Source organism: Aliamphritea spongicola (assembly GCF_017051665.1).
Lineage (GTDB): Bacteria > Pseudomonadota > Gammaproteobacteria > Pseudomonadales > Balneatricaceae > Amphritea > Amphritea spongicola.
The window spans coordinates 33320-51540 of the sequence record NZ_JAFIDL010000002.1; the positions used below are offsets into that span (position 1 = coordinate 33320).

At 53.3% G+C, this 18221-nt stretch carries 22 protein-coding genes; 12 read left to right on the plus strand and 10 right to left on the minus strand.

Annotated features, from left to right (window positions below):
- Complete coding sequence (locus JYB63_RS06755; protein ID WP_205657086.1) at positions 1-219, minus strand: DUF6500 family protein; 219 nt, start codon at positions 217-219, stop codon at positions 1-3.
- A 29-nt stretch (positions 220-248) separates the two neighbouring features.
- The gene (locus JYB63_RS06760) at positions 249-830 is read right to left on the minus strand and encodes a DUF1415 domain-containing protein (RefSeq protein ID WP_205657087.1); all 582 of its coding nucleotides are present in this window, start codon (positions 828-830) and stop codon (positions 249-251) included.
- A gap of 189 nt (positions 831-1019) precedes the next feature.
- On the opposite strand from JYB63_RS06760, the gene JYB63_RS06765 reads away from it, so the two are divergent.
- From JYB63_RS06765 to phoR, 4 genes are all read left to right on the plus strand, one after another.
- On the plus strand, positions 1020-1574 hold the full coding sequence (locus tag JYB63_RS06765) for a chorismate--pyruvate lyase family protein (RefSeq protein ID WP_205657088.1): 555 nt from the start codon (positions 1020-1022) through the stop codon (positions 1572-1574).
- A 5-nt stretch (positions 1575-1579) separates the two neighbouring features.
- Complete coding sequence (gene ubiA / locus JYB63_RS06770) at positions 1580-2458, plus strand: 4-hydroxybenzoate octaprenyltransferase (protein WP_205657089.1); 879 nt, start codon at positions 1580-1582, stop codon at positions 2456-2458.
- A 97-nt stretch (positions 2459-2555) separates the two neighbouring features.
- On the plus strand, positions 2556-3251 hold the full coding sequence (phoB, locus tag JYB63_RS06775) for a phosphate regulon transcriptional regulator PhoB (protein ID WP_205657090.1): 696 nt from the start codon (positions 2556-2558) through the stop codon (positions 3249-3251).
- A 51-nt stretch (positions 3252-3302) separates the two neighbouring features.
- A complete protein-coding gene (gene phoR, locus JYB63_RS06780) occupies positions 3303-4634 on the plus strand; it encodes a phosphate regulon sensor histidine kinase PhoR (protein WP_205657091.1) in 1332 nt (443 codons plus the stop codon).
- Between the two features lie 63 nt (positions 4635-4697).
- On the opposite strand, the gene mltA is transcribed toward phoR, so the two are convergent.
- Genes mltA through JYB63_RS06795 form a run of 3 tightly spaced genes read right to left on the minus strand, consistent with a single transcriptional unit; the run spans position 4698 to position 6898 of the window.
- Positions 4698-5834: a murein transglycosylase A gene (gene mltA / locus JYB63_RS06785; RefSeq protein ID WP_205657092.1), complete on the minus strand. Its 1137-nt coding sequence runs from the start codon at positions 5832-5834 to the stop codon at positions 4698-4700.
- 18 nt (positions 5835-5852) lie between these two features.
- Positions 5853-6650 carry a sulfate transporter CysZ gene (cysZ, locus tag JYB63_RS06790; protein WP_205657093.1) on the minus strand — a complete coding sequence of 266 codons (798 nt, stop codon included), beginning with the start codon at positions 6648-6650 and terminating at the stop codon, positions 5853-5855.
- 23 nt (positions 6651-6673) lie between these two features.
- Positions 6674-6898: a hypothetical protein gene (locus tag JYB63_RS06795; protein ID WP_205657094.1), complete on the minus strand. Its 225-nt coding sequence runs from the start codon at positions 6896-6898 to the stop codon at positions 6674-6676.
- Between the two features lie 247 nt (positions 6899-7145).
- Between JYB63_RS06795 and JYB63_RS06800 the strand changes: the two genes are divergently transcribed.
- Positions 7146-8081 carry an NADP-dependent oxidoreductase gene (locus JYB63_RS06800; RefSeq protein ID WP_205657095.1) on the plus strand — a complete coding sequence of 312 codons (936 nt, stop codon included), beginning with the start codon at positions 7146-7148 and terminating at the stop codon, positions 8079-8081.
- Between the two features lie 65 nt (positions 8082-8146).
- Here the strand turns inward: JYB63_RS06800 and JYB63_RS06805 are convergent, their stop codons facing one another.
- The 3 genes from JYB63_RS06805 to JYB63_RS06815 are packed head-to-tail and all read right to left on the minus strand — an operon-like array spanning position 8147 to position 9459.
- Complete coding sequence (locus JYB63_RS06805) at positions 8147-8578, minus strand: hypothetical protein (RefSeq protein WP_205657096.1); 432 nt, start codon at positions 8576-8578, stop codon at positions 8147-8149.
- 27 nt (positions 8579-8605) lie between these two features.
- Complete coding sequence (locus tag JYB63_RS06810) at positions 8606-8863, minus strand: hypothetical protein (protein WP_205657097.1); 258 nt, start codon at positions 8861-8863, stop codon at positions 8606-8608.
- Positions 8863-9459 (minus strand): YjaG family protein, encoded by a 597-nt coding sequence (locus JYB63_RS06815; RefSeq protein ID WP_205657098.1) that lies wholly within the window; start codon positions 9457-9459, stop codon positions 8863-8865. Before JYB63_RS06815 ends, JYB63_RS06810 begins: the two co-directional genes overlap by 1 nt.
- A 210-nt stretch (positions 9460-9669) precedes the next feature.
- Between JYB63_RS06815 and JYB63_RS06820 the strand changes: the two genes are divergently transcribed.
- From JYB63_RS06820 to JYB63_RS06840, 5 genes are all read left to right on the plus strand, one after another.
- Positions 9670-10221: a TRAP transporter small permease subunit gene (locus JYB63_RS06820; RefSeq protein WP_243431870.1), complete on the plus strand. Its 552-nt coding sequence runs from the start codon at positions 9670-9672 to the stop codon at positions 10219-10221.
- The gene (locus JYB63_RS06825; protein ID WP_205657726.1) at positions 10221-11600 is read left to right on the plus strand and encodes a TRAP transporter large permease subunit; all 1380 of its coding nucleotides are present in this window, start codon (positions 10221-10223) and stop codon (positions 11598-11600) included. The genes JYB63_RS06820 and JYB63_RS06825 overlap by 1 nt, the downstream gene beginning before the upstream one ends.
- Before the next feature lie 21 nt (positions 11601-11621).
- Positions 11622-12824, plus strand: coding sequence for an SEL1-like repeat protein (locus JYB63_RS06830; RefSeq protein WP_205657099.1), 1203 nt, complete (start codon positions 11622-11624; stop codon positions 12822-12824).
- Positions 12825-12959: 135 nt separating this feature from the next.
- Entirely contained in the window at positions 12960-14495 is a 1536-nt protein-coding gene (locus JYB63_RS06835) for an SEL1-like repeat protein (protein WP_205657100.1), read from the plus strand.
- A 21-nt stretch (positions 14496-14516) separates the two neighbouring features.
- Positions 14517-14972 (plus strand): DMT family transporter, encoded by a 456-nt coding sequence (locus JYB63_RS06840; protein WP_205657101.1) that lies wholly within the window; start codon positions 14517-14519, stop codon positions 14970-14972.
- Positions 14973-15026: 54 nt separating this feature from the next.
- On the opposite strand, the gene JYB63_RS06845 is transcribed toward JYB63_RS06840, so the two are convergent.
- Positions 15027-16157, minus strand: a complete 1131-nt coding sequence (locus JYB63_RS06845) for a TRAP transporter substrate-binding protein DctP (protein WP_205657102.1) — start codon at positions 16155-16157, stop codon at positions 15027-15029.
- Between the two features lie 247 nt (positions 16158-16404).
- On the opposite strand from JYB63_RS06845, the gene JYB63_RS06850 reads away from it, so the two are divergent.
- Positions 16405-17286, plus strand: a complete 882-nt coding sequence (locus JYB63_RS06850; RefSeq protein WP_205657103.1) for a MurR/RpiR family transcriptional regulator — start codon at positions 16405-16407, stop codon at positions 17284-17286.
- A 225-nt stretch (positions 17287-17511) separates the two neighbouring features.
- The gene (locus JYB63_RS06855; protein ID WP_205657104.1) at positions 17512-17718 is read left to right on the plus strand and encodes a PA3496 family putative envelope integrity protein; all 207 of its coding nucleotides are present in this window, start codon (positions 17512-17514) and stop codon (positions 17716-17718) included.
- Between the two features lie 64 nt (positions 17719-17782).
- On the opposite strand, the gene JYB63_RS06860 is transcribed toward JYB63_RS06855, so the two are convergent.
- The gene (locus tag JYB63_RS06860; RefSeq protein WP_205657105.1) at positions 17783-18217 is read right to left on the minus strand and encodes a GFA family protein; all 435 of its coding nucleotides are present in this window, start codon (positions 18215-18217) and stop codon (positions 17783-17785) included.
- Positions 18218-18221 lie beyond the last annotated feature (4 nt).

Consider the following 18221-nt stretch of genomic DNA (forward strand, 5'->3'; position numbering starts at 1 on the left):
TTACAATTGCTGCTGCACCATTGCTCTGATCTTATGGGCCTTTTCAAAGTGATCCAGCTGATGCTGTTCGATCCACCAGGTCGCCGCTTCCATCAGCATTTCCGGGTCATCATTTTTATTGGCAAAAAAGGCATAAAATGACAGCCCCACATCCGGCCCTTTCGCCGCGATTTTCTTATCACACACGGCGATTATTTTTTCCCGTAGCTCCGGCCGCATTGCTTGTCTCTTCCCTGTTCAGCTACCCGTTAGTTGTCCGCATAATCCGCAAACGGCGGAAAACGTTTAATCAGCCCCTCACGGCCCAGCTTTTCCAGCCGCTGAATATTCCGCTCCGGGATTTCTTCAGGATTCTTAAAATGGGCTAATGCCCGGCTCATTTGGGCCTCACGGATAATATGAAACGTGGGGTATGGTGCCCGGTTCGTCCAGTGGCTGATATCATCCGCCGGTACGCCGCCGAACAGGTAACCCGGATGAAAACTGGCCAGTTGCAGCACGCCTTCCAGCTCAGCCCTTTCCAGCAAGATTTCGAACTCAGTCAGCATGTCCAGATAATCGTAAAAATCTGCCAGCATATAAGGCGCTATCAGCAGCGTCGTGGAAATATCTTTTTCATCGGCCTGCATCAGCTTATCCAGCTCCTGCAGGTAGTCCGCTGTCAGGGCTTTTTCATCCTTTGCACCAGAGACAAAAAAACGCAGGCTCTGATCCTTCAGGACAGGCGCAGCAAACGGGCATAAGTTCAGCCCCACCACCATACTGCGAACCCAGTCTTCGGTCAGTTGGCGTACCTCTTCAGGCGAGGTATTAAGATTCGTTGTATTCATGCCACACATGTTACCCAAAGGGGCTGACAAGCCCAATCCCCGGGGCTTAAAATCCTGCGCCAGCGCAACGAAAAACTCGGGTTTCAGTGATCAAGTCTATGATTCCCCGGGGTAAGTGATACCATAGCGGCTGTTTTAAAAGTGCGTGATCGCCTGACGCCTGTGGGACAACCCCTTTGAGATTTTGCCGTGCCGATACCTTCAGCCCTGAATGACAACAGCTTCGATGTTCGCTGGTACACCCTGCGTCGTCCTGCCAGCACCGATGCTCCGTTATGCTGGCGTAAATGGCTGCTGGATCCGGGTTCATTAACCCAGCGGCTGATCAGTGCCAGCCAGGGCGACTTCCGGGTCGAAGTGATCCGTCAGGGTTGGCATCATCCCACCCGCTCAGAAGCCAAGGCGCTGGGGATGCGTCCCCGCCAGTTAGCGGTCATCCGGGAAGTACAGCTGATCGGCAACGGTCAGCCCTGGGTATTCGCCCGCTCTGTCATCCCGGCCACAACACTCACCGGCAAACAACGGGAACTGAACTTCGTGGGCAGCCGCTCACTGGGCAGCATCCTGTTCCGTGATCCGACGATGCGACGGGGGCCGCTACAGATCAGCCGTCTGAAAATCCGCGATGGCGGATCTGCATGGGCGCGCCGTTCACTGTTTTACCTGAGCGAAAAACCCCTGCTGGTATCAGAAGTCTTTCTGCCCGCGTTACTGGATGCCAAAAATCAGACACCACAGAACTGAACCTTATGAGCAAACAATTTTTCAGCAAAGACCGCCTTCAGGCTTACGGACAGCTGATGCGGATGGAAAAGCCCATCGGTACTTATCTGCTGCTGTGGCCGGCACTCTGGGCACTGTGGATCGCCGCTGAAGGCGTACCGACGTTTCATTTGCTGTTTATTTTCTGCCTGGGTACCTTCCTGATGCGTTCCGCAGGCTGTGTGATCAATGACTTTGCTGACCGTAAGGTTGACGGTCACGTGAAAAGGACTGCCCTGCGGCCAATCCCGGCCGGAAGGGCCACCGCCAAAGAAGCACTGGTATTGTTTTTCGTACTGATCAGTCTGGCCTTTATCCTGGTGCTGTTTACCAATACACAAACCGTCCTGCTGTCGTTTGGCGGTGCTTTTCTCGCTGCCTGCTACCCCTTTATGAAGCGCTATACCCACCTGCCCCAAATCGTACTGGGCATGGCCTTTGCCTGGGCAGTACCGCTCGCCTTCAGTGCGACCAGTGAAACAGTACCGGCCTATGCCTGGCTGATTTACACCGCAACGGTTCTCTGGACCACCGCCTACGACACCAAATACGCCATGGTTGACCGGGATGACGACCTGAAAATCGGCATCAAATCCACCGCGATTCTGTTCGGCGATGCTGACAAACTGATTATCGGTATTCTGCAGGCCCTGACGATTTTTACCTTCATTTTGCTGGGTAATCAGCTGGAGATGGGTAAGTACTTTTATCTCAGCCTGCTGGTCATGACAGGATGCTTCATCTGGCAGCAGTGGCTGATCCGTCATCGCCGTCGCGAAGATTGCTTCCGTGCCTTCCTGAACAATAATTACGCAGGTATGGCGCTGTTTATCGGAATCGCCCTGGATTATTGGCTGATCCCCTGACAATTACTGCAACATACGCATAATTTGTCATATTTCTGTAACAGTTTAATAATCTAATATGCTCGTCTAAAGAATTGTCTAAAAAAGGTGATCGAGCATGTCATCCAATAAACGAATTCTGATCGTCGACGATGAAGCCCCAATCAGGGAAATGATTGCGGTTGCATTAGAAATGGCCGGTTACGAATGTATGGAAGCAGAATCTGCCCAGGCAGCCCACAGCATTGTTCTGGACGAAAAGCCGGACATGGTACTGCTGGACTGGATGATGCCCGGTATGAGCGGAGTGGAGTTTGCCCGCCGGCTGCGTAAAGATGAAGTGACTGCCGACATCCCGATCATTATGCTGACCGCTAAAGGTGATGAAGACCACAAAATCAAAGGTCTGGAATCCGGCATTGATGATTACATCACCAAGCCATTCTCCCCCCGTGAACTGGTTGCCCGGCTGAAAACTGTATTGCGCCGTGCCACACCAAAAGGCATCGAAGAACCGATTACCGTCGATGACCTGACACTGGACCCTGTTTCTCACCGGGTCAGCGCCGAACTGAAGCCACTGGAACTGGGGCCAACGGAATTTCGCCTGTTACAGTTTTTCATGACCCATCAGGACCGTGCTTACTCGCGCAGCCAGTTACTGGACATGGTCTGGGGCGGCAACGTATACGTTGAAGAACGTACCGTAGACGTTCATATCCGGCGGTTACGTAAAGCGCTGGGCGCACGCCACGAATATCTGATTCAGACAGTTCGCGGCACCGGTTACCGGTTCTCATCGCAAGTTGCTTAAGCCGAAGTTTCCGCGCTAAGCTGCCATCAGACATCACCCGGATCCGACAGAATGTACAACAGTAACCATTCCATATCTGGCAGTTTATCTTTAACCGCACTGGCCGGCATCGTCGTTGGGCTGGTGATTGGTTATCCCGGCTGGACCCTGGCCGTGTTTCTGCTCGGCTGGTCGGTGCTGCAGGTCCGGGAATTCACCCGCCTGCAGGAATGGCTCACCAAAGGTGACCGTTCCGACGTACCGGAAAGCAAAGGCCACTGGGGTGAACTGTTTGACGAACTGGCCCGGGACCAGAAACGCAACCAGTCCAGAAATCAGTCTCTGCGTAACATCATTACCCGCTTTCAGCAGTCCTCAGCGGCGCTGGGAGACGGCATTGTTATCATCGACCGGGACAATAACCTTGAATGGTGGAACCGTTCTGCGGACCGTCTGCTGGGCTTAAAGGTACAGACTGACCGTGGCCGTTCCGTGATGAACCTGCTGCGTGACCCGCGTTTTATCCGCTATTACCGCAAAGAAAATTACGACGAACCACTACAGCTGCCATCCCCGGTGGACAGCCTCGTGGCACTGGAATACCAGCTCACTAAGTTTGGCTACGGTGACCGGATACTGGTCGCCCGGGACATTACCCGGATTAACCAGCTGGAACAGACCCGGCAGGATTTTGTTGCCAACGCCTCCCATGAGCTGCGTACCCCGTTAACCGTAATTCGCGGTTATCTGGAAACCTATCTGGATCAGGACTTACCGGCACCGTTGCGCCGTGGCCTGAACCAGATGGCCAAGCAGTCAAAACGCATGGAAAACCTGGTGTCCGGTCTGCTACTGCTGTCACGCCTGGAAGCCAGCCCGCATATCTCCGATGAGCTGCCGGTACCGGTACAGTCAATGATTACCCGGATAGCCGATGATGCCCGGAGCCTGGGCAAAGATAAGAATCATGAGATCAAACTGGATGTCGACCCGGATTTCAGCCTGCTGGGGCAGGAATCAGAGATTTACAGCGCATTTTCCAATCTGGTCTTTAACGCCGTCCGTTACACACCGGCGGAAGGCAAGATAACGATTCGCTGGTGGGTCGATAAAAACGGCGCCCACTTTGCCGTCAAGGACAACGGGCCAGGCATCGACAGTATCCACATCGACCGGCTGTCCGAACGCTTTTACCGGGTAGACGAAAGCCGCTCCTCAGACAGCGGCGGCACCGGACTGGGGCTGGCCATCGTTAAGCACGTTCTGAACCGTCACGGTGGTAAACTGGCCATCAAGAGTACCCTGGGCAAAGGCAGTACCTTCAGCTGTCACTTCCCTAAAGAACTGATCAACAAGGTGAAACACCCGGCCGTTGAAGAACTGGATGAGCTGGACGACGACTGACATACCAGCCTGAGAAGCATAAAAAAACCTGCCAGTGGCAGGTTTTTTTATGCTCAGAACCTCTTACTGGGGTTTAGGCAGTAACGCGAATAACTCACCGCTTTGCTTCATATGGCCCGCCAGCTGTTTCGCCCGCTCACCCCGGCCAAAAAACACATCCGCCCGCACCGGGCCTTTAATCGCTCCGCCGGTATCCTGCGCCAGCACCAGACGCTGATAGGTAGAATCATCAAACAGGGTAGTATTAAGCCACAGTGGCGTCCCCAGTGGGATGATCTTACGGTCAACCGCGACACTGCGCTCGTTGGTCAGCGGCACATTCAGTGAACCCCGCGGGCCACTCTCAACCGTATCTGACAGATAAAAGAACACATAGCTGGGATTCTGATTCTTCAGCCAGTCAGCCCGCTCAGGGTGTGCCTCAAGCCAGCGGTTAATAGAATCCAGTGAGATATTCTCTTTAGCAATCTCACCAGTTTCAATCAGTACCCGGCCAATCGGCTTGTAAGCGTGTCCATTCTGATCTTTATACCCGACAGCCACCAGTTCACCGGTATCCAGCTGCACGACCCCGGACCCCTGAATATGCAGGAAGAAAGCCGCATTGGGGTCATCCACCCACAGCAATTCCTGACCCGCCAGGGGCTGATCCGGACCGTCGATCTCCGCCCGGCTGTAATACGGCATCACCTGATCACCGATCACCCGCCCACGGCAACGGGCCGCGCGGTCTGCGCAGCTTTGCACCTGAATGCCCAGCATATCCGCCGGCTTGCGATACAGAGGATATGAATAACGTTCTGAGCGTTGCAGGCTGCCATGTAACAGCGGTGTGTAATACCCGGTAATCAGGCCATCTTTACGGCCTTCCGTACCATTGATCCGGTACACCTGAAAATGGGTTTCAAAAAACGCCCGGGCCTGTTGGTGATCCGGCGTCCCCAACTGATCAGCGGCGCTACAGATCCGCTGCCAGTCCGCAGACTTTTTACGCAACTTCTGGCACTGAGCCAGTAACCCCGGCCAGACATCCGCCTGTTGATCCTGTTGCCAGCCGTCCAGCGAATTCCAGCTGACTGCCTCGCCGATACCAGCCTCTTTCGGCGCAAAACTGCACCCGGCCAGCGCTGTTAATGTCACCACAGTTGTGAGGCGGATGCCCTGTTTAATACGGCTTGCCCAACCAACGCTTACTGCCATCGGTATTACCTTTAAAAATTAGTCTCGGGTCAGACGCGGCCCTGCGTCTGAGGAAATGTTGCCACTCAGCTCAACTGACTCACCAGCATACTCTTCCACCCAGTAAATCGTCGCACCAATGACCGCAGCGGGCATGATCAGAAGATTCACCAGCGGAATCATCATGCCGACAGAAACCAGCCCGCCAAACCCCATGGATGTCAGACGTTTCTGTTTCAGCGCAATACGCATATCGGTAAAGCTGATCTTATTGTTGTCCATCGGGTAATCACAGTACTGAATGGCCATCATCCAGCAACCGAACAGGAACCAAAGCACCGGCGCAGCCAGTCCAACCACCGGAATCAGCGCAATCACAAAGATCAGCAGGAAGCGCGGCAGGTAATACACCAGCTTGGAAATTTCCCGGCCGACCGCCTGAGGCACCATCGCAACCATTTCCTTCCAGCCGGTATCAGTCACGGTTGCACCTCTTAACCGCATTTCAACCTTCTCCGACAAGATGCCGTTAAATGGAGCAGCGATGATATTAGCCACCACGCTGAAACTGAAATACACAATCACCAGCACAGAGCCGGCCACCAGTGGCCAGAGCAGATAACGCAGAAAGTCCAGCCATGCCCAGTCGGGCAACATGCTGGAAAGCAGATAATCAATCCAGACACTCATCTGATCGAACAGCAGCCAGATGGCCCCTGCAAACAGAAAAATGTTGATCAGTAACGGTACCAGCACAAAATGCCGGATACCTTTTTCGGGTAACATACTTAAACCACGCAGAAAATAACCTGCGCCACGGAAAGGATTGCCCTTCATTCATCTGCCTCTGATTGGATCGGTCATGCCATGAAATAGTTGTAGAAGCGTACCAAGACCGCCGCCACCATCATAGATAAACCGATCCGGTTTATAATAAATTCCCGCTTACTGAATTCGATTGTCGCCTGCCAGAACACCAGTATCGACTTAAAATCGCCACTGCGCAGCACATACATGCCAAGCGACACCAGAAATACCACGATACCTGCCAGCATCAATATCTGTTCAGCAATTACCAGATACATTAAGACCTCCACGGCACCCGGCCGTTCCTGTTTTGATGAAATTAAGTGAGGAAATTTCTCCGCCCACCCGAGTATATCTGATGGCTGAGCGGGGCTAACTTAACCAAACGTCTTGGTTCTCTCCTTTCACCAACGGAATCCCTGAAGCGGTCACTGGTCTAAACTGTATGTTTATGGAACGATATGTTTACAGAGCAGTTTATGGGACTATCCTGTTCATTCAACTCAGACGCCCACGGAGCACATTATGCAGGCATTTGTTATTCATCAGTTCGGCGGTCCGGAAGTATTACAGTACCAGCCCTTACCGGTACCTGAACTCAAACCCGGTGAAGTACTGGTAAAAACAGCCGCAGCAGGGATCAATCCGATTGACTGGAAAACTTGCTCAGGCGGCGGCGCAAGCGCATTTATCGGTGATTTACCCTTCGTGCCGGGCTGGGAATTCTCCGGCACCATTGTTAATGGCAACGGCACCCAGTGGCAGGCAGACGACCGGGTCTTCGGTATGATCCGCTTCCCTGAACCCGCCGGATGCTATGCCGAATACATTGCCGTACCGGCCGACCAGATTGCCCGGGTACCTGATATTGTAGAACTCGAAGAAGCCGGTGGTCTGGCCACCGCCAGCCTGACCGCCTGGCAGGCACTGTTTGATAAAGGTCAGCTGAAAGCAGGCCAGTGTGTACTGATCCTCGGCGCTGCAGGGGGCGTAGGCCATTTAGCCGTACAGATAGCGAAATGGGCCGGTGCCCATGTGCTGGGTACTGCCTCCATGCATAACCATGAATTTCTCGGCGACTTAGGCGTTGACCGGGTCATCGATTACCAGCATAAGCGGGTACCGGAACACGCCAAAGACATCGACCTGATCATTGACTGTGTCGGCGGTGAAAGCGGCATTGAAGCACTGGAGTGTCTGAAGCCGGACGGACGGCTGGTCACCCTGCCATCCGTCACAAAAGACATCGTCATCGCGGCCGGCCAGGCCCAAAACCGCCATGTAGAAGCCATCCGGGTTATGCCGGATGCCGCCCAGCTGGAACAGATCGTAGCGCTGTACGCCGATGACATTCTGCGTCTGCAAATCAACGGCAGCTATCAGCCAGATCAGTTGGAAGAAGCCTTCGAACTGAGCGCGACCGGCCATGTCTGCGGGAAGCTGATTCTCAGTTTCGCCTGAATATCAGGCATAAAAAAACCGCGCCCGGCGCGGTTTTTTTTGTTTCAGTAAATTTATTTAGCCGTTTAACTGCTGCACAACTGCTGCTTCTGACGCATTAACAGACGACAACCGGAACCGTTAATACCCGCTTCAAAACAACTGTCTTTCATCCAGGCTTTATCATCTTCACTGGGATCTTCAGCAAACGCCGGTACGTTTTCACAGAACCCTTCACTTGGCAGGCTCTTCTGCCAGCAGGCTTTCAGCAAAATACCGTTATTCACGGTGCACTTATATTCTGAATCCTGACACTGATCGAAAGATGCCAGCGCAGCTTCAAAACAGCCCTGCTGATCAGTACTGCTTCCCAGAGCAGCGCCTTTTTGCTGAAACGCCAGCTGCTCCTGCTGACTTTCCCGGTTCCATTCTTCCAGCCACTGTGGCCCGGCCAGCCAGGCCCACAACAGTCCGGCTATGCTCACCAGCAATATTCCCAGCCAGATTTTCTTAGCCATTAACTATCCTTTCCGTTGCACAATCCCTTAACGGGCCCGCACATAAAGACCATATAAACAGCAAGCAAGCCCTAACACTGACAGCAACATGACCGAATTCACCAACACCGGGTTACGCTGCCCAAACGGCACAAATGCCTGCTCAGTTTCACTGCATGACTGCGCATAAGGGTCAAATGACAGCCCTTGCGCCTGACACTCCCGCATGACACTCAGGTCCTGCCAGAACAGTGCCATCAGTACCACACCGGGTAAAATCAGTAACGCCAGCCCCAGTTTCAGCATCAGTCGTCGCTCACACCGATATTACTGACACCTTCGTTAGACGCCAGTTCACGCAGTTCAGACAGGAATTTAGCATTTGGCTGTTTCACACTGTTCAGGCGGCGCACCACCTCTTCCTGAAATGCTTCTTCCTGCAACATCATGTCGTGATTGCTGATCAGCCGCAGCACTTCTTCATCAGACAATTGCGCTTCAGCAGTCACTTCCACAAAAGTTGCCACACATTCCAGTGACAGATTGCCGATATTTGCCGCTTCTGCACGGCTGTTGTCCAGCAAACAGCTGACACAGGAGAACAGTGCCACCATGGCATCCAGCGCCGGCGATGCACCGTACATATCAAACTCATCCAGATCCGGCATATTGTCTTCAATATTGCTCAGCTGAACTTCAAAGTTCATTTTTGCACCGGTGTTCCCCAGCTGATTCCAGACACCGTCGAGAATCTGCCGTACCTGATGCCGGTCACCGAATTCCAGCAACCGGGAAAACAGTGCAAAATTCGGATACATACGTTCAGTCAGCGCAACCGAAAAGGCCGTCAGTTGCCACCCTTCCAGGGCCTTGATCTCTTTTTCCAGCATCCACTGTGACATAGCAGAATTCTCTTTGGTTTAAAGTGCCCTATTGTACGGGTATTGGTAGATTTTGCAGCTTTTCAGCAGCAAAACTGTGACTTTTCCCGCCCCTTAAAGGGAAATTTACCCGCCAGCGCCAAACTGCTGTTTTAATAACCAAGATGCTTAATATTATTCAGTTTTTTCTTGTTATACTGACCGGTAAATTTTCTAACAGACGCGCCCCCTATGAATAGTAACGTCATGGTTAAAGCCATTAACTGTCTCGACGGTCTGAGTGAATGTATCGGCCGCACAATTTCCTGGCTGACACTGGCAATGGTGATTGTCACCTTCATTGTCGTTGTCATGCGGTATGTCTTCGAAGTCGGCAACATTCAGTTGCAGGAATCTGTCATATACATGCACAGTTTTGTCTTCCTCCTCGCCGCCGGATACACCCTGAAACATGACGGCCACGTCCGGGTAGATATTTTTTACCGGCCGCTGGGGGAACGCGGCAAAGCCATTATCAACATCATCGGTACCCTGTTTCTGTTATTCCCGGTTGCCGGGTTTATTCTGTGGATCTCCTGGGATTATGTCGCCTTCTCCTGGAAAAATCTGGAAGGTTCACAGGAAGCCGGGGGTATCGAAGCACTCTTTATTCTCAAAACCTGTCTGGTTGTAATGCCCATACTGATGCTCCTGCAGGGGCTGGCAGAACTGATGCGGAATCTGTTGGTACTGACCGGCGACGGTCACCTGTTAAAAAATGATGATCTGGAGCACCCGTTATGATCACTGAATTACTGCCATTGCTGTTATTTCTGGGGGCAATCATTGTCCTGCTGCTGGGTTATTCAGTGGCCTTTTCTCTGGCGGGTACCGGTCTGATCTTTGCTGCCATCGGCATCATGACAGGCACCTTTGAACCACAGTTTCTTGAAGCCGTACCCAACCGTATTTTCGGCATTATGAACAACACGGTACTCATTGCCGTGCCCCTGTTTGTCTTCATGGGCGTGATGCTGGAACGTTCCAAAATTGCCGAAGAACTGCTGGATACCATGGCGGCTCTGTTCGGCCCGCTGCGGGGCGGCCTGGGCATTTCCGTGACGGTGGTAGGCATGTTACTGGCCGCCAGTACCGGCATTGTCGGCGCAACGGTAGTCACCATGGGTCTGTTATCCCTGCCGACCATGCTGCGCCGGGGCTATGACCCGGGTGTTGCCACCGGCACCATCTGCGCATCCGGTACGCTGGGGCAGATCATACCGCCATCCATCGTGCTGGTATTACTGGGGGATGTGATTTCATCCGCTTATCAGCAATCCCAGCTGGACCGCGGCATTTTCTCACCGGAAACCGTTACCGTCGGCGACCTGTTTCTGGGGGCACTGATTCCCGGCCTGATGCTGGTAGGTGCCTATATCCTGTACCTGGTGGGCAAAGCCATTTTCCAGCCAGACACCGTACCGGCCATTCCGAAAGAAGAACGTTCCGCTATGGATAACATGTTCCGCCGGGTATGTTCAGCACTGTTACCGCCGGTTTTACTGGTCGGGCTGGTGCTGGGCTCAATTCTGGCGGGCTGGGCAACACCGACTGAGGCAGCATCCGTCGGTGCAGTGGGCGCCATTCTGCTGGCCCTGATGCGCCGCTGTCTGACTCTGGGCATTCTGAAAGAAGTCATGCAGACCACGACTCAGGTCAGCTCCATGGTATTCATTATTCTGGTGGGCGCGTCGATCTTCTCACTGGTATTCCGCGGCTACGGCGGTGATGATCTGGTACGGGAATTTCTGACCGATCTGCCCGGTGGTGTATTCGGTGCAGTACTGCTGGTTATGCTGGTCATTTTCCTGCTGGGCTTCTTCCTGGACTTCATTGAAATCACCTTCGTGGTAGTGCCGATTGTCGCGCCAATACTGCTGTCGATGGGCCTCGATCCGATCTGGCTGGGCATCATGATCGCCATCAACCTTCAAACGTCGTTCCTGACGCCGCCGTTTGGCTTCGCCCTGTTCTATTTGCGCGGCGTAGCGCCGGCCAGTATTACGACCATGCAGATTTACCGGGGTGTTATCCCGTTTATACTGATTCAGTTACTGGCACTGATCGCCATCGCACAGTGGCCGGCACTGGCCACCTGGTTACCGACACTGGTTTACGGATAAAAAGCACCTGAAGGAGAAGGCATGACTGCTAAAGCAACCGGAATTTGCATACTTGCCAGTCTGTGTATCAGTCTGGCAGCTCACGGATCGGATACCGACGCCTGCTTAAGCAGTTTTGAAGCCGGCCAGCTGGAACAGGCCCGGCAACAGTGCGAGCCACTGGCCAACCAGGGTTTTCCTGAAGCCAACTTCATCATGGCGCGCATTGTTACCAATACGCCGCCGGTTGATTACCCCAAAGCCATCTACTGGCTGCAACGGGCCACTGAACTGGATCATGCCGAGGCGGCTTACAACCTCGGCATTGCCTATCAGACCGGTACCGGCATCAGTAAAGACCTGCCTCAGGCCATTAAGACCTACCAGCGTTCTGCTGAACTGGGCAATGCAAAAGCCCAGCGAAACTTAGGGCTGATGTACAGCGCCGGTATCGGCACCGAACAGAACTACCCGAAAGCTTTCGAGTATTTCACCGCCTCGGCCAGGGCCGGTGAAGCCACCAGCCAGTACAACCTGGGCATTATGTATCTGCAGGGCACCGGCACCGAACGTGATCCGGAACTGGCGCAGGAATGGCTGACCCGCGCCGCCAGCAATGGCGACAGCAACGCCCAGATGACCCTTGGCGTGCTGTTACAGGACTCGGACCTGAATGCCAGCCTGCTGTGGTATAACCGGGCAGCAGAACAGAACAACCCCTATGCCCTGTATAACCTGGCCATTCTGTACTGGAAAGGTGAACGGTTAGCAAAAAATCCGGAACGGGCTGCTTACTTTGCCCGGCGGGCTGAAGAGCAGGGCCACAGCAAAAGTGCGGAATTACTGGCTCAGATCAACCGCCAGACAGCGCTTAATCCCCAACCCGTTACACCTGTGATCACGTCACCATCCACACCTGTTGTAACGGCTTCCGCGAATAACCAGGGCCTGCGTGATACCGACTGGATCATGCAACAGCCTAAACGGGAATACTTTGCCCAGCTGACTCAGCTGAAAACACTGCAGGAAGTGGAACCCTATCTGCGCCAGCATAATCTCACCGGGAAGGTCGATTATTTCCCGGCGAAAACGAAGTTAGGCGAGGTTTACATTATCATTTTCCGGGGTGGCTTCGACGGCGTTGTCAGTACCCGGACAGGCATGGAAGGGGTTGTTCCTGATAAAATCAGTAAAAATGCCTGGATACGTACCTTTGAATCACTACAAAACGGCATAAAACAATAAACACCGACTATTTGCCGGGGTATAATGCCCCGGTAACTAATCTGCCGGGACGCAACCTAGTTCATACCCTGCAGCATTCTCCCCTGACTGCTTTCTCTGCAGGCCCAATACACCGGTTTCTGGAGTAGCACGCTGATGCGTCTGATTACATCTGTCATAGCTGCAATTACCCTGCTGCCGGCGCTGTGCCTGGCGGCTGCGCAGCCTGCTCAGGACGCCTGCCGGGAAGCATTTCAGACCAACATGGTTGAAGCAGCACTGGCTGCCTGTGAGCCACTGGCTGAACAGGGAGATGGCGAAGCGGCCTTCCTTGCTGCACGAACCTATAGCCTCCATTTTGATGATTTCCAGAGTCAGGCTAACGCCCTCAAATGGCTGAAAGTTGCCCGTCAGGCCGGACTGGCTGAAGCCGGCTATTATCTGGGACTGGCTTACCAGCACGGCCAGGGAACCTATATCGATCTGGACAAGGCCATCGATGCATACCGGTTTTCAGCCAACAGAAATAACCCCCACGCCCAGCGGAATCTGGGCATGCTGTACAAAGAGGGGAACGGTGTCCCGCGGGACGGCGCCAAAGCCTTTGAACTGATCAGCCGCTCTGCCAAAGCCGGTATTATCGACAGCCAGCTCACCGCCGGCGTCATGCTACTGCGTGGTGAAGGGGTCGAAAAGGATGAACGCCTGGGCCACAGCTGGATTAAGCAGGCCGCCGTCGCCGGCAATCAGGATGCTCAGTTGGCGCTGGGTATCATGTATTCCGATCTGGATATTGAAGCCAGCATTAACTGGTATGAACAGGCTGCCGCTCAGGATAATCCCTATGCCCTGTACCATCTGGCCATCCTTTACCTGAAAGGCCTGCGGGTACCACAGGACCTGCAGAAAGCCCGGGAATATGCCCGCCATTCTGCTGAACTGGGGCACTTATCCAGCTCCACCCTGCTGCAATCCATTGATGAACGGCTGGCACAGATTTCACCGGAAGAACGGGCCGCCAAAGCGGAAGCTGAAGCAGCCAAACCGGTGCTGACCGACAAACTGAAATCAGAACTGATTCCACAGCCTAAACACACCCCAAAGACAAAAGTCGTTATCAAAACCACAACGCCGCCTAAACCGGCAAAACCTGCAGCAGCGCCTAAACCACCTAAACCGGCAAAACCTGCCAAGCCAGCTAAGCCGGCTACCCCGCCCAAGGTTACTGTCGCTGTTGCCAGCCCGCCAGTGGAAAAAACACAGGAAAAAGCCGCTAAAAAAGCACCGGAGGCAACCGCAAAGGTTTCCACCAAAAACCTGACTTCCGGCAAGCGTCTCACCAGCATCAGCAAACCGGCACCCGTAGCGGCTCCACAAACGGTTTCCGGGCTGCAAAGTCTGGAATGGATCCTGTTACAGCCGGGTAAGGAATATCTTACCCAGCTGGTGCAGTTGGCCACCCTTGAACAGGTGGATGCTTACATACGCCAGCATAAACTGGCCGGCAAAGTCATCTACTTCCCGGCCCGTACACAACTGGGCGATGTCTACATCGTCCTGTTCAGAACCGGTGTGACCCGCATTAAAAAGGCCCGCATTATCAGCCGGAAAGCCTTACCGGCCAGCCTGGTAGACAGCGCCTGGATCCGGCCATTCAATTCGTTACAGAAGGCTGTCGGACCGGCTCAGTAAACTTCTGCACAGGGAGCGTCTATGCAATACGGATTATTACTGCTCGCCATCGCTGCCGGCTTTATGCTGCCCATCCAGGGCGCGCTCAATGCCCGGCTCGGTGGTTTAATGGAACATCCGATGCAGGCGACACTGATCTCTTATATCGGTGGTCTGATCGCCTGTTTGCTGGTGCTGTTTTTCGTCCAGCGCAGCGTACCTGAAATCCGTAAACTCACAGAGATTAACTGGTATCTGTACTGTGGAGGTTTTCTCGGTGCCGTGTTTGTCAGCTCCATGCTTTACCTGATGCCCAAGATTGGCATCGCCAACATGCTCGCCGCTGCCATTGTCGGTCAGCTTATTATGTCCACCGTGCTGGACCATTTTGGCGCGCTGGGTAACCCGCAGATTCCGGTAAACAGCTCCCGGATTATCGGCATTGTTTTGCTGTTACTGGGCCTGTATTTCATTCAGCGATCACGCTCAGTTATCTGAATACCAGCCACAAAAAAGGCCGCAAATGCGGCCTTTTTTATCTGTACAAAACACTTACAGAGAACGGGCGTTAAGGTAAGCCTGTTCAGACACAGCGTGCCACTTCTTCGCCTGATCGCGGAACTTAACGAAAGAATCGAACACTTTCTTCGACATTGGATCTTTCGCCGCTTCTTCAGAAACAACCTGATCAGACAGTTCTTTCATCTGCATCAGTACTTCATCCGGGAACTTGCGCAGTTCAACATTGTGCTCATTCACCAGCTGTTCCAGTGCGTGGTTGTTCTTCGCGGTGAAGTCAGCCAGCATATCCTGGTTTGCAACACGGATCGCGTTACGGACGATAGACTGCAGGTCAGCCGGCAGTTTCTCAAACGCTTCCTTGTTGATGAACGTTTCCAGCGTGGTACCTGGCTCATGCCAGCCCGGGTAGTAGTAATATTTCGCCGCTTTATGCAGACCGAACGCCAGATCGTTATACGGACCTACCCACTCAGTTGCATCAATCGCACCGGACTGCAGTGACGGGAAGATTTCGCCGCCCGGCAGCAGTACAGGGGTACCACCGGCACGCTTCAGCACTTCACCGCCCAGGCCCGGAATACGCATTTTCAGACCTTTCAGGTCTTCAACGCTGTTGATTTCACGGTTGAACCAGCCACCCATCTGAACACCGGTGTTACCTGCTGCGCCCGGAATCAGACCGAACTCAGCATAAACTTCTTCCCACAGCTCCATACCGCCGCCGTGGTACAGCCAGGAGTTCATTTCCTGTGCTGTCAGACCGAAAGGTACCGCTGCGAAGAACTGTGCCGCCGTAGATTTACCCTTCCAGTAGTATGAAGCGCCGTGCCCCAGTTCAGCAGTACCGCGGGATACCGCATCGAAAATTTCCAGTGCGCCAACCAGCTCTTTTGCACCGTATACTTTAACGGTGATACGGCCGCCGGACATTTCACCGATCAGCTCCGCCAGTTTATTAGCGCCGGTGCCCAGACCCGGGAAGTTCTTCGGCCAGGTGGTTACCATTTTCCATTCAATCGGTGCAGGCTTTTCAGGTGCAGCCGGTGCGGGTGCCGCTTCCGGTTTACAGTCAGCAACCGGTGCTTTTTCTTCCGTACAAGCAGCCAGACCGACCGCAGCCGCCCCCAGACCGAGGACTTTAACTATCTCACGACGTTTCACGTTGTTCTCCCTTTCTATGCCAGTCTGCAAAGCGGATTACATACACCAATCACACCGCAGCAGGCGGACAAAATTATGCAGTTATTATTATTCACTCAGGGAAAATAGCACGCAGCCATATTTGCTGCAATTTCAATCAGTAACCAAAGTACCAACAGACCTTCTGGGGTTTTCTGCGGATAGATTATAGAATGGCGATTTTATTGATATACTCCCTGAACACCCATCATCCTGAAGAGGTCGGACGTTGCAGTCTCTGAATCTTTTAAAATCGATTGCTGATGCAAAAAGCAACCTGCGTAAATCAGAACAGAAAGTTGCTGATTACGTACTGGAAAACCCTTCAGAGGTGATCCATATGCGCATTGTCGATCTGGCTTCAGAAGCAAACGTCAGTGAACCAACGGTAGTCCGTTTCTGCCGGGCGCTGAACTATGACGGCTTTCAGGATTTCAAACTCACCCTGGCCCAGGGTCTGGCCAGCAATGCCAACTTTGAACAGTTCTCCCTGAACAGCAAAGATACGGTCAGTGAGTTTAAGCAGAAAATTTTCGACTCGACCGTCGGCAATATGATGCGGGTCCGTGAGGAGCTGGATTCAGACACTCTGGAGTCAGCCATCAACGCCATTGCCAAAGCTGGCCGTGTCGAACTGTACGGCTTCGGTGCATCCGCCCCGGTGTGTGACGACGCCCAGCATAAATTCCACCGTCTGAAAATTTCTGCATCCGCGTATTCTGATCCGCACATGCAGATGATCTCCGCCACCACCCTGAGCAATGATGATGTGGTCATCGCCATTTCCCAGACCGGCCGGACCAAAGATTTGCTGCACGCCATTAAACTGGTGAAAGCGGCAGGCGCAACAGTGATATCCCTGTGTCCGAGCAACACACCGCTGTCGGCACTGGCCAACATCTCTATCCATATCGATCTGGAAGAAGATAAAGATCTCAGCACCCTGATGTCTTCCCGGGTAGTTCACCTGGTGGTCATCGATGTACTGGCGGTGGGCGTTGCCATGAAGCTGGGACCGGGTCTGCTGGATCACCTGAAAACCATCAAACGCAGCCTCAAAAGCCTGCGTCAGAACGACAAACGCTTGCCTATTCGCAAACCCGGGCTGTAATTTTTCAGCCATCTTCCTGTCATTGTTGCGTCACCTGCCCCTGCTAATCTGCCGGTCGCTGATCAATAGCCGTGCTCCCTTATTCTGTGGACCGGTGTTTGAAAATTGTACAAAAATCGTATTAAACTATTGCGGTGCATTTCAGCAGCCGCTCTCTGGTATCTGATCTATACAATCAAACCAGAGGGCCAGATTGCTTAGAGAAAGAGTATAGGAGCGAGTGCTATGCAGCTACGTAAAAATCAGGATCTCAACGAACTGCAAACGGAAATCTTCGATCTCATGGTAGGCATCGAAGAGGAAGAGCAACAGGCGCGACAGAAAGTCGCCAGCAAACGGTCACTTCTCGCGCGACGCGCAATCGAAAATCATCGCGAACAAAAAGCTTTAGTCAGCGAAATCGATGATGAACACTGGTTCGATGATCTTTAATCTGGTCTGCGGTAACTGAACCAATTCCTTCTGACAGCCCCGTCAGGGGCTGCAGACAATACCATCAGGCTGAGCCATCACCGTCCGGTGCAAACATCGCGATTACTTCCGCTTCCGTCATACACTTGGTGTCGTTGGCAAACGCATAATAGTCCGGCTTGTGGTCGATAAAGATCTGGTGATCCAGCACGAACCCTTCCGTATCCGTAAATAACCCCGCCGGCATAATATACTGGCCGGTCTGCCGCATCCGCCAGAACAGATGGGTACCACAGCGCTGACAAAAGCCCCGCTCGGCCCATTCGGATGATGCAAAGGTTGCCAGGCTGTCACCGTCCAGTTGCACACCGGTACCGCAATCCACCGCCAGCAACGGCCCGCCGCCCCATTTACGGCACATACCGCAATGGCAGACGCCCACCTGAGCATCCAGCTGTTCGACCTTTACACTTACACCGCCACACAAACAACTGCCCTGCTGATCAGCTAACTTTGTCATAACC

Excerpts from the sequence above, each read along its gene's own strand:
- JYB63_RS06755 (WP_205657086.1), bottom strand. The coding sequence starts at position 219 with ATGCGGCCGGAGCTACGGGAAAAAATAATCGCCGTGTGTGATAAGAAA.
- JYB63_RS06760 (WP_205657087.1), bottom strand. The coding sequence starts at position 830 with ATGAATACAACGAATCTTAATACCTCGCCTGAAGAGGTACGCCAACTG.
- ubiA (WP_205657089.1), top strand. The coding sequence starts at position 1,580 with ATGAGCAAACAATTTTTCAGCAAAGACCGCCTTCAGGCTTACGGACAG.
- phoB (WP_205657090.1), top strand. The coding sequence starts at position 2,556 with ATGTCATCCAATAAACGAATTCTGATCGTCGACGATGAAGCCCCAATC.
- phoR (WP_205657091.1), top strand. The coding sequence starts at position 3,303 with ATGTACAACAGTAACCATTCCATATCTGGCAGTTTATCTTTAACCGCA.
- mltA (WP_205657092.1), bottom strand. The coding sequence starts at position 5,834 with ATGGCAGTAAGCGTTGGTTGGGCAAGCCGTATTAAACAGGGCATCCGC.
- cysZ (WP_205657093.1), bottom strand. The coding sequence starts at position 6,650 with ATGAAGGGCAATCCTTTCCGTGGCGCAGGTTATTTTCTGCGTGGTTTA.
- JYB63_RS06795 (WP_205657094.1), bottom strand. The coding sequence starts at position 6,898 with ATGTATCTGGTAATTGCTGAACAGATATTGATGCTGGCAGGTATCGTG.
- JYB63_RS06800 (WP_205657095.1), top strand. The coding sequence starts at position 7,146 with ATGCAGGCATTTGTTATTCATCAGTTCGGCGGTCCGGAAGTATTACAG.
- JYB63_RS06805 (WP_205657096.1), bottom strand. The coding sequence starts at position 8,578 with ATGGCTAAGAAAATCTGGCTGGGAATATTGCTGGTGAGCATAGCCGGA.
- JYB63_RS06810 (WP_205657097.1), bottom strand. The coding sequence starts at position 8,863 with ATGCTGAAACTGGGGCTGGCGTTACTGATTTTACCCGGTGTGGTACTG.
- JYB63_RS06815 (WP_205657098.1), bottom strand. The coding sequence starts at position 9,459 with ATGTCACAGTGGATGCTGGAAAAAGAGATCAAGGCCCTGGAAGGGTGG.
- JYB63_RS06820 (WP_243431870.1), top strand. The coding sequence starts at position 9,670 with ATGAATAGTAACGTCATGGTTAAAGCCATTAACTGTCTCGACGGTCTG.
- JYB63_RS06830 (WP_205657099.1), top strand. The coding sequence starts at position 11,622 with ATGACTGCTAAAGCAACCGGAATTTGCATACTTGCCAGTCTGTGTATC.
- JYB63_RS06835 (WP_205657100.1), top strand. The coding sequence starts at position 12,960 with ATGCGTCTGATTACATCTGTCATAGCTGCAATTACCCTGCTGCCGGCG.
- JYB63_RS06840 (WP_205657101.1), top strand. The coding sequence starts at position 14,517 with ATGCAATACGGATTATTACTGCTCGCCATCGCTGCCGGCTTTATGCTG.
- JYB63_RS06855 (WP_205657104.1), top strand. The coding sequence starts at position 17,512 with ATGCAGCTACGTAAAAATCAGGATCTCAACGAACTGCAAACGGAAATC.
- JYB63_RS06860 (WP_205657105.1), bottom strand. The coding sequence starts at position 18,217 with ATGACAAAGTTAGCTGATCAGCAGGGCAGTTGTTTGTGTGGCGGTGTA.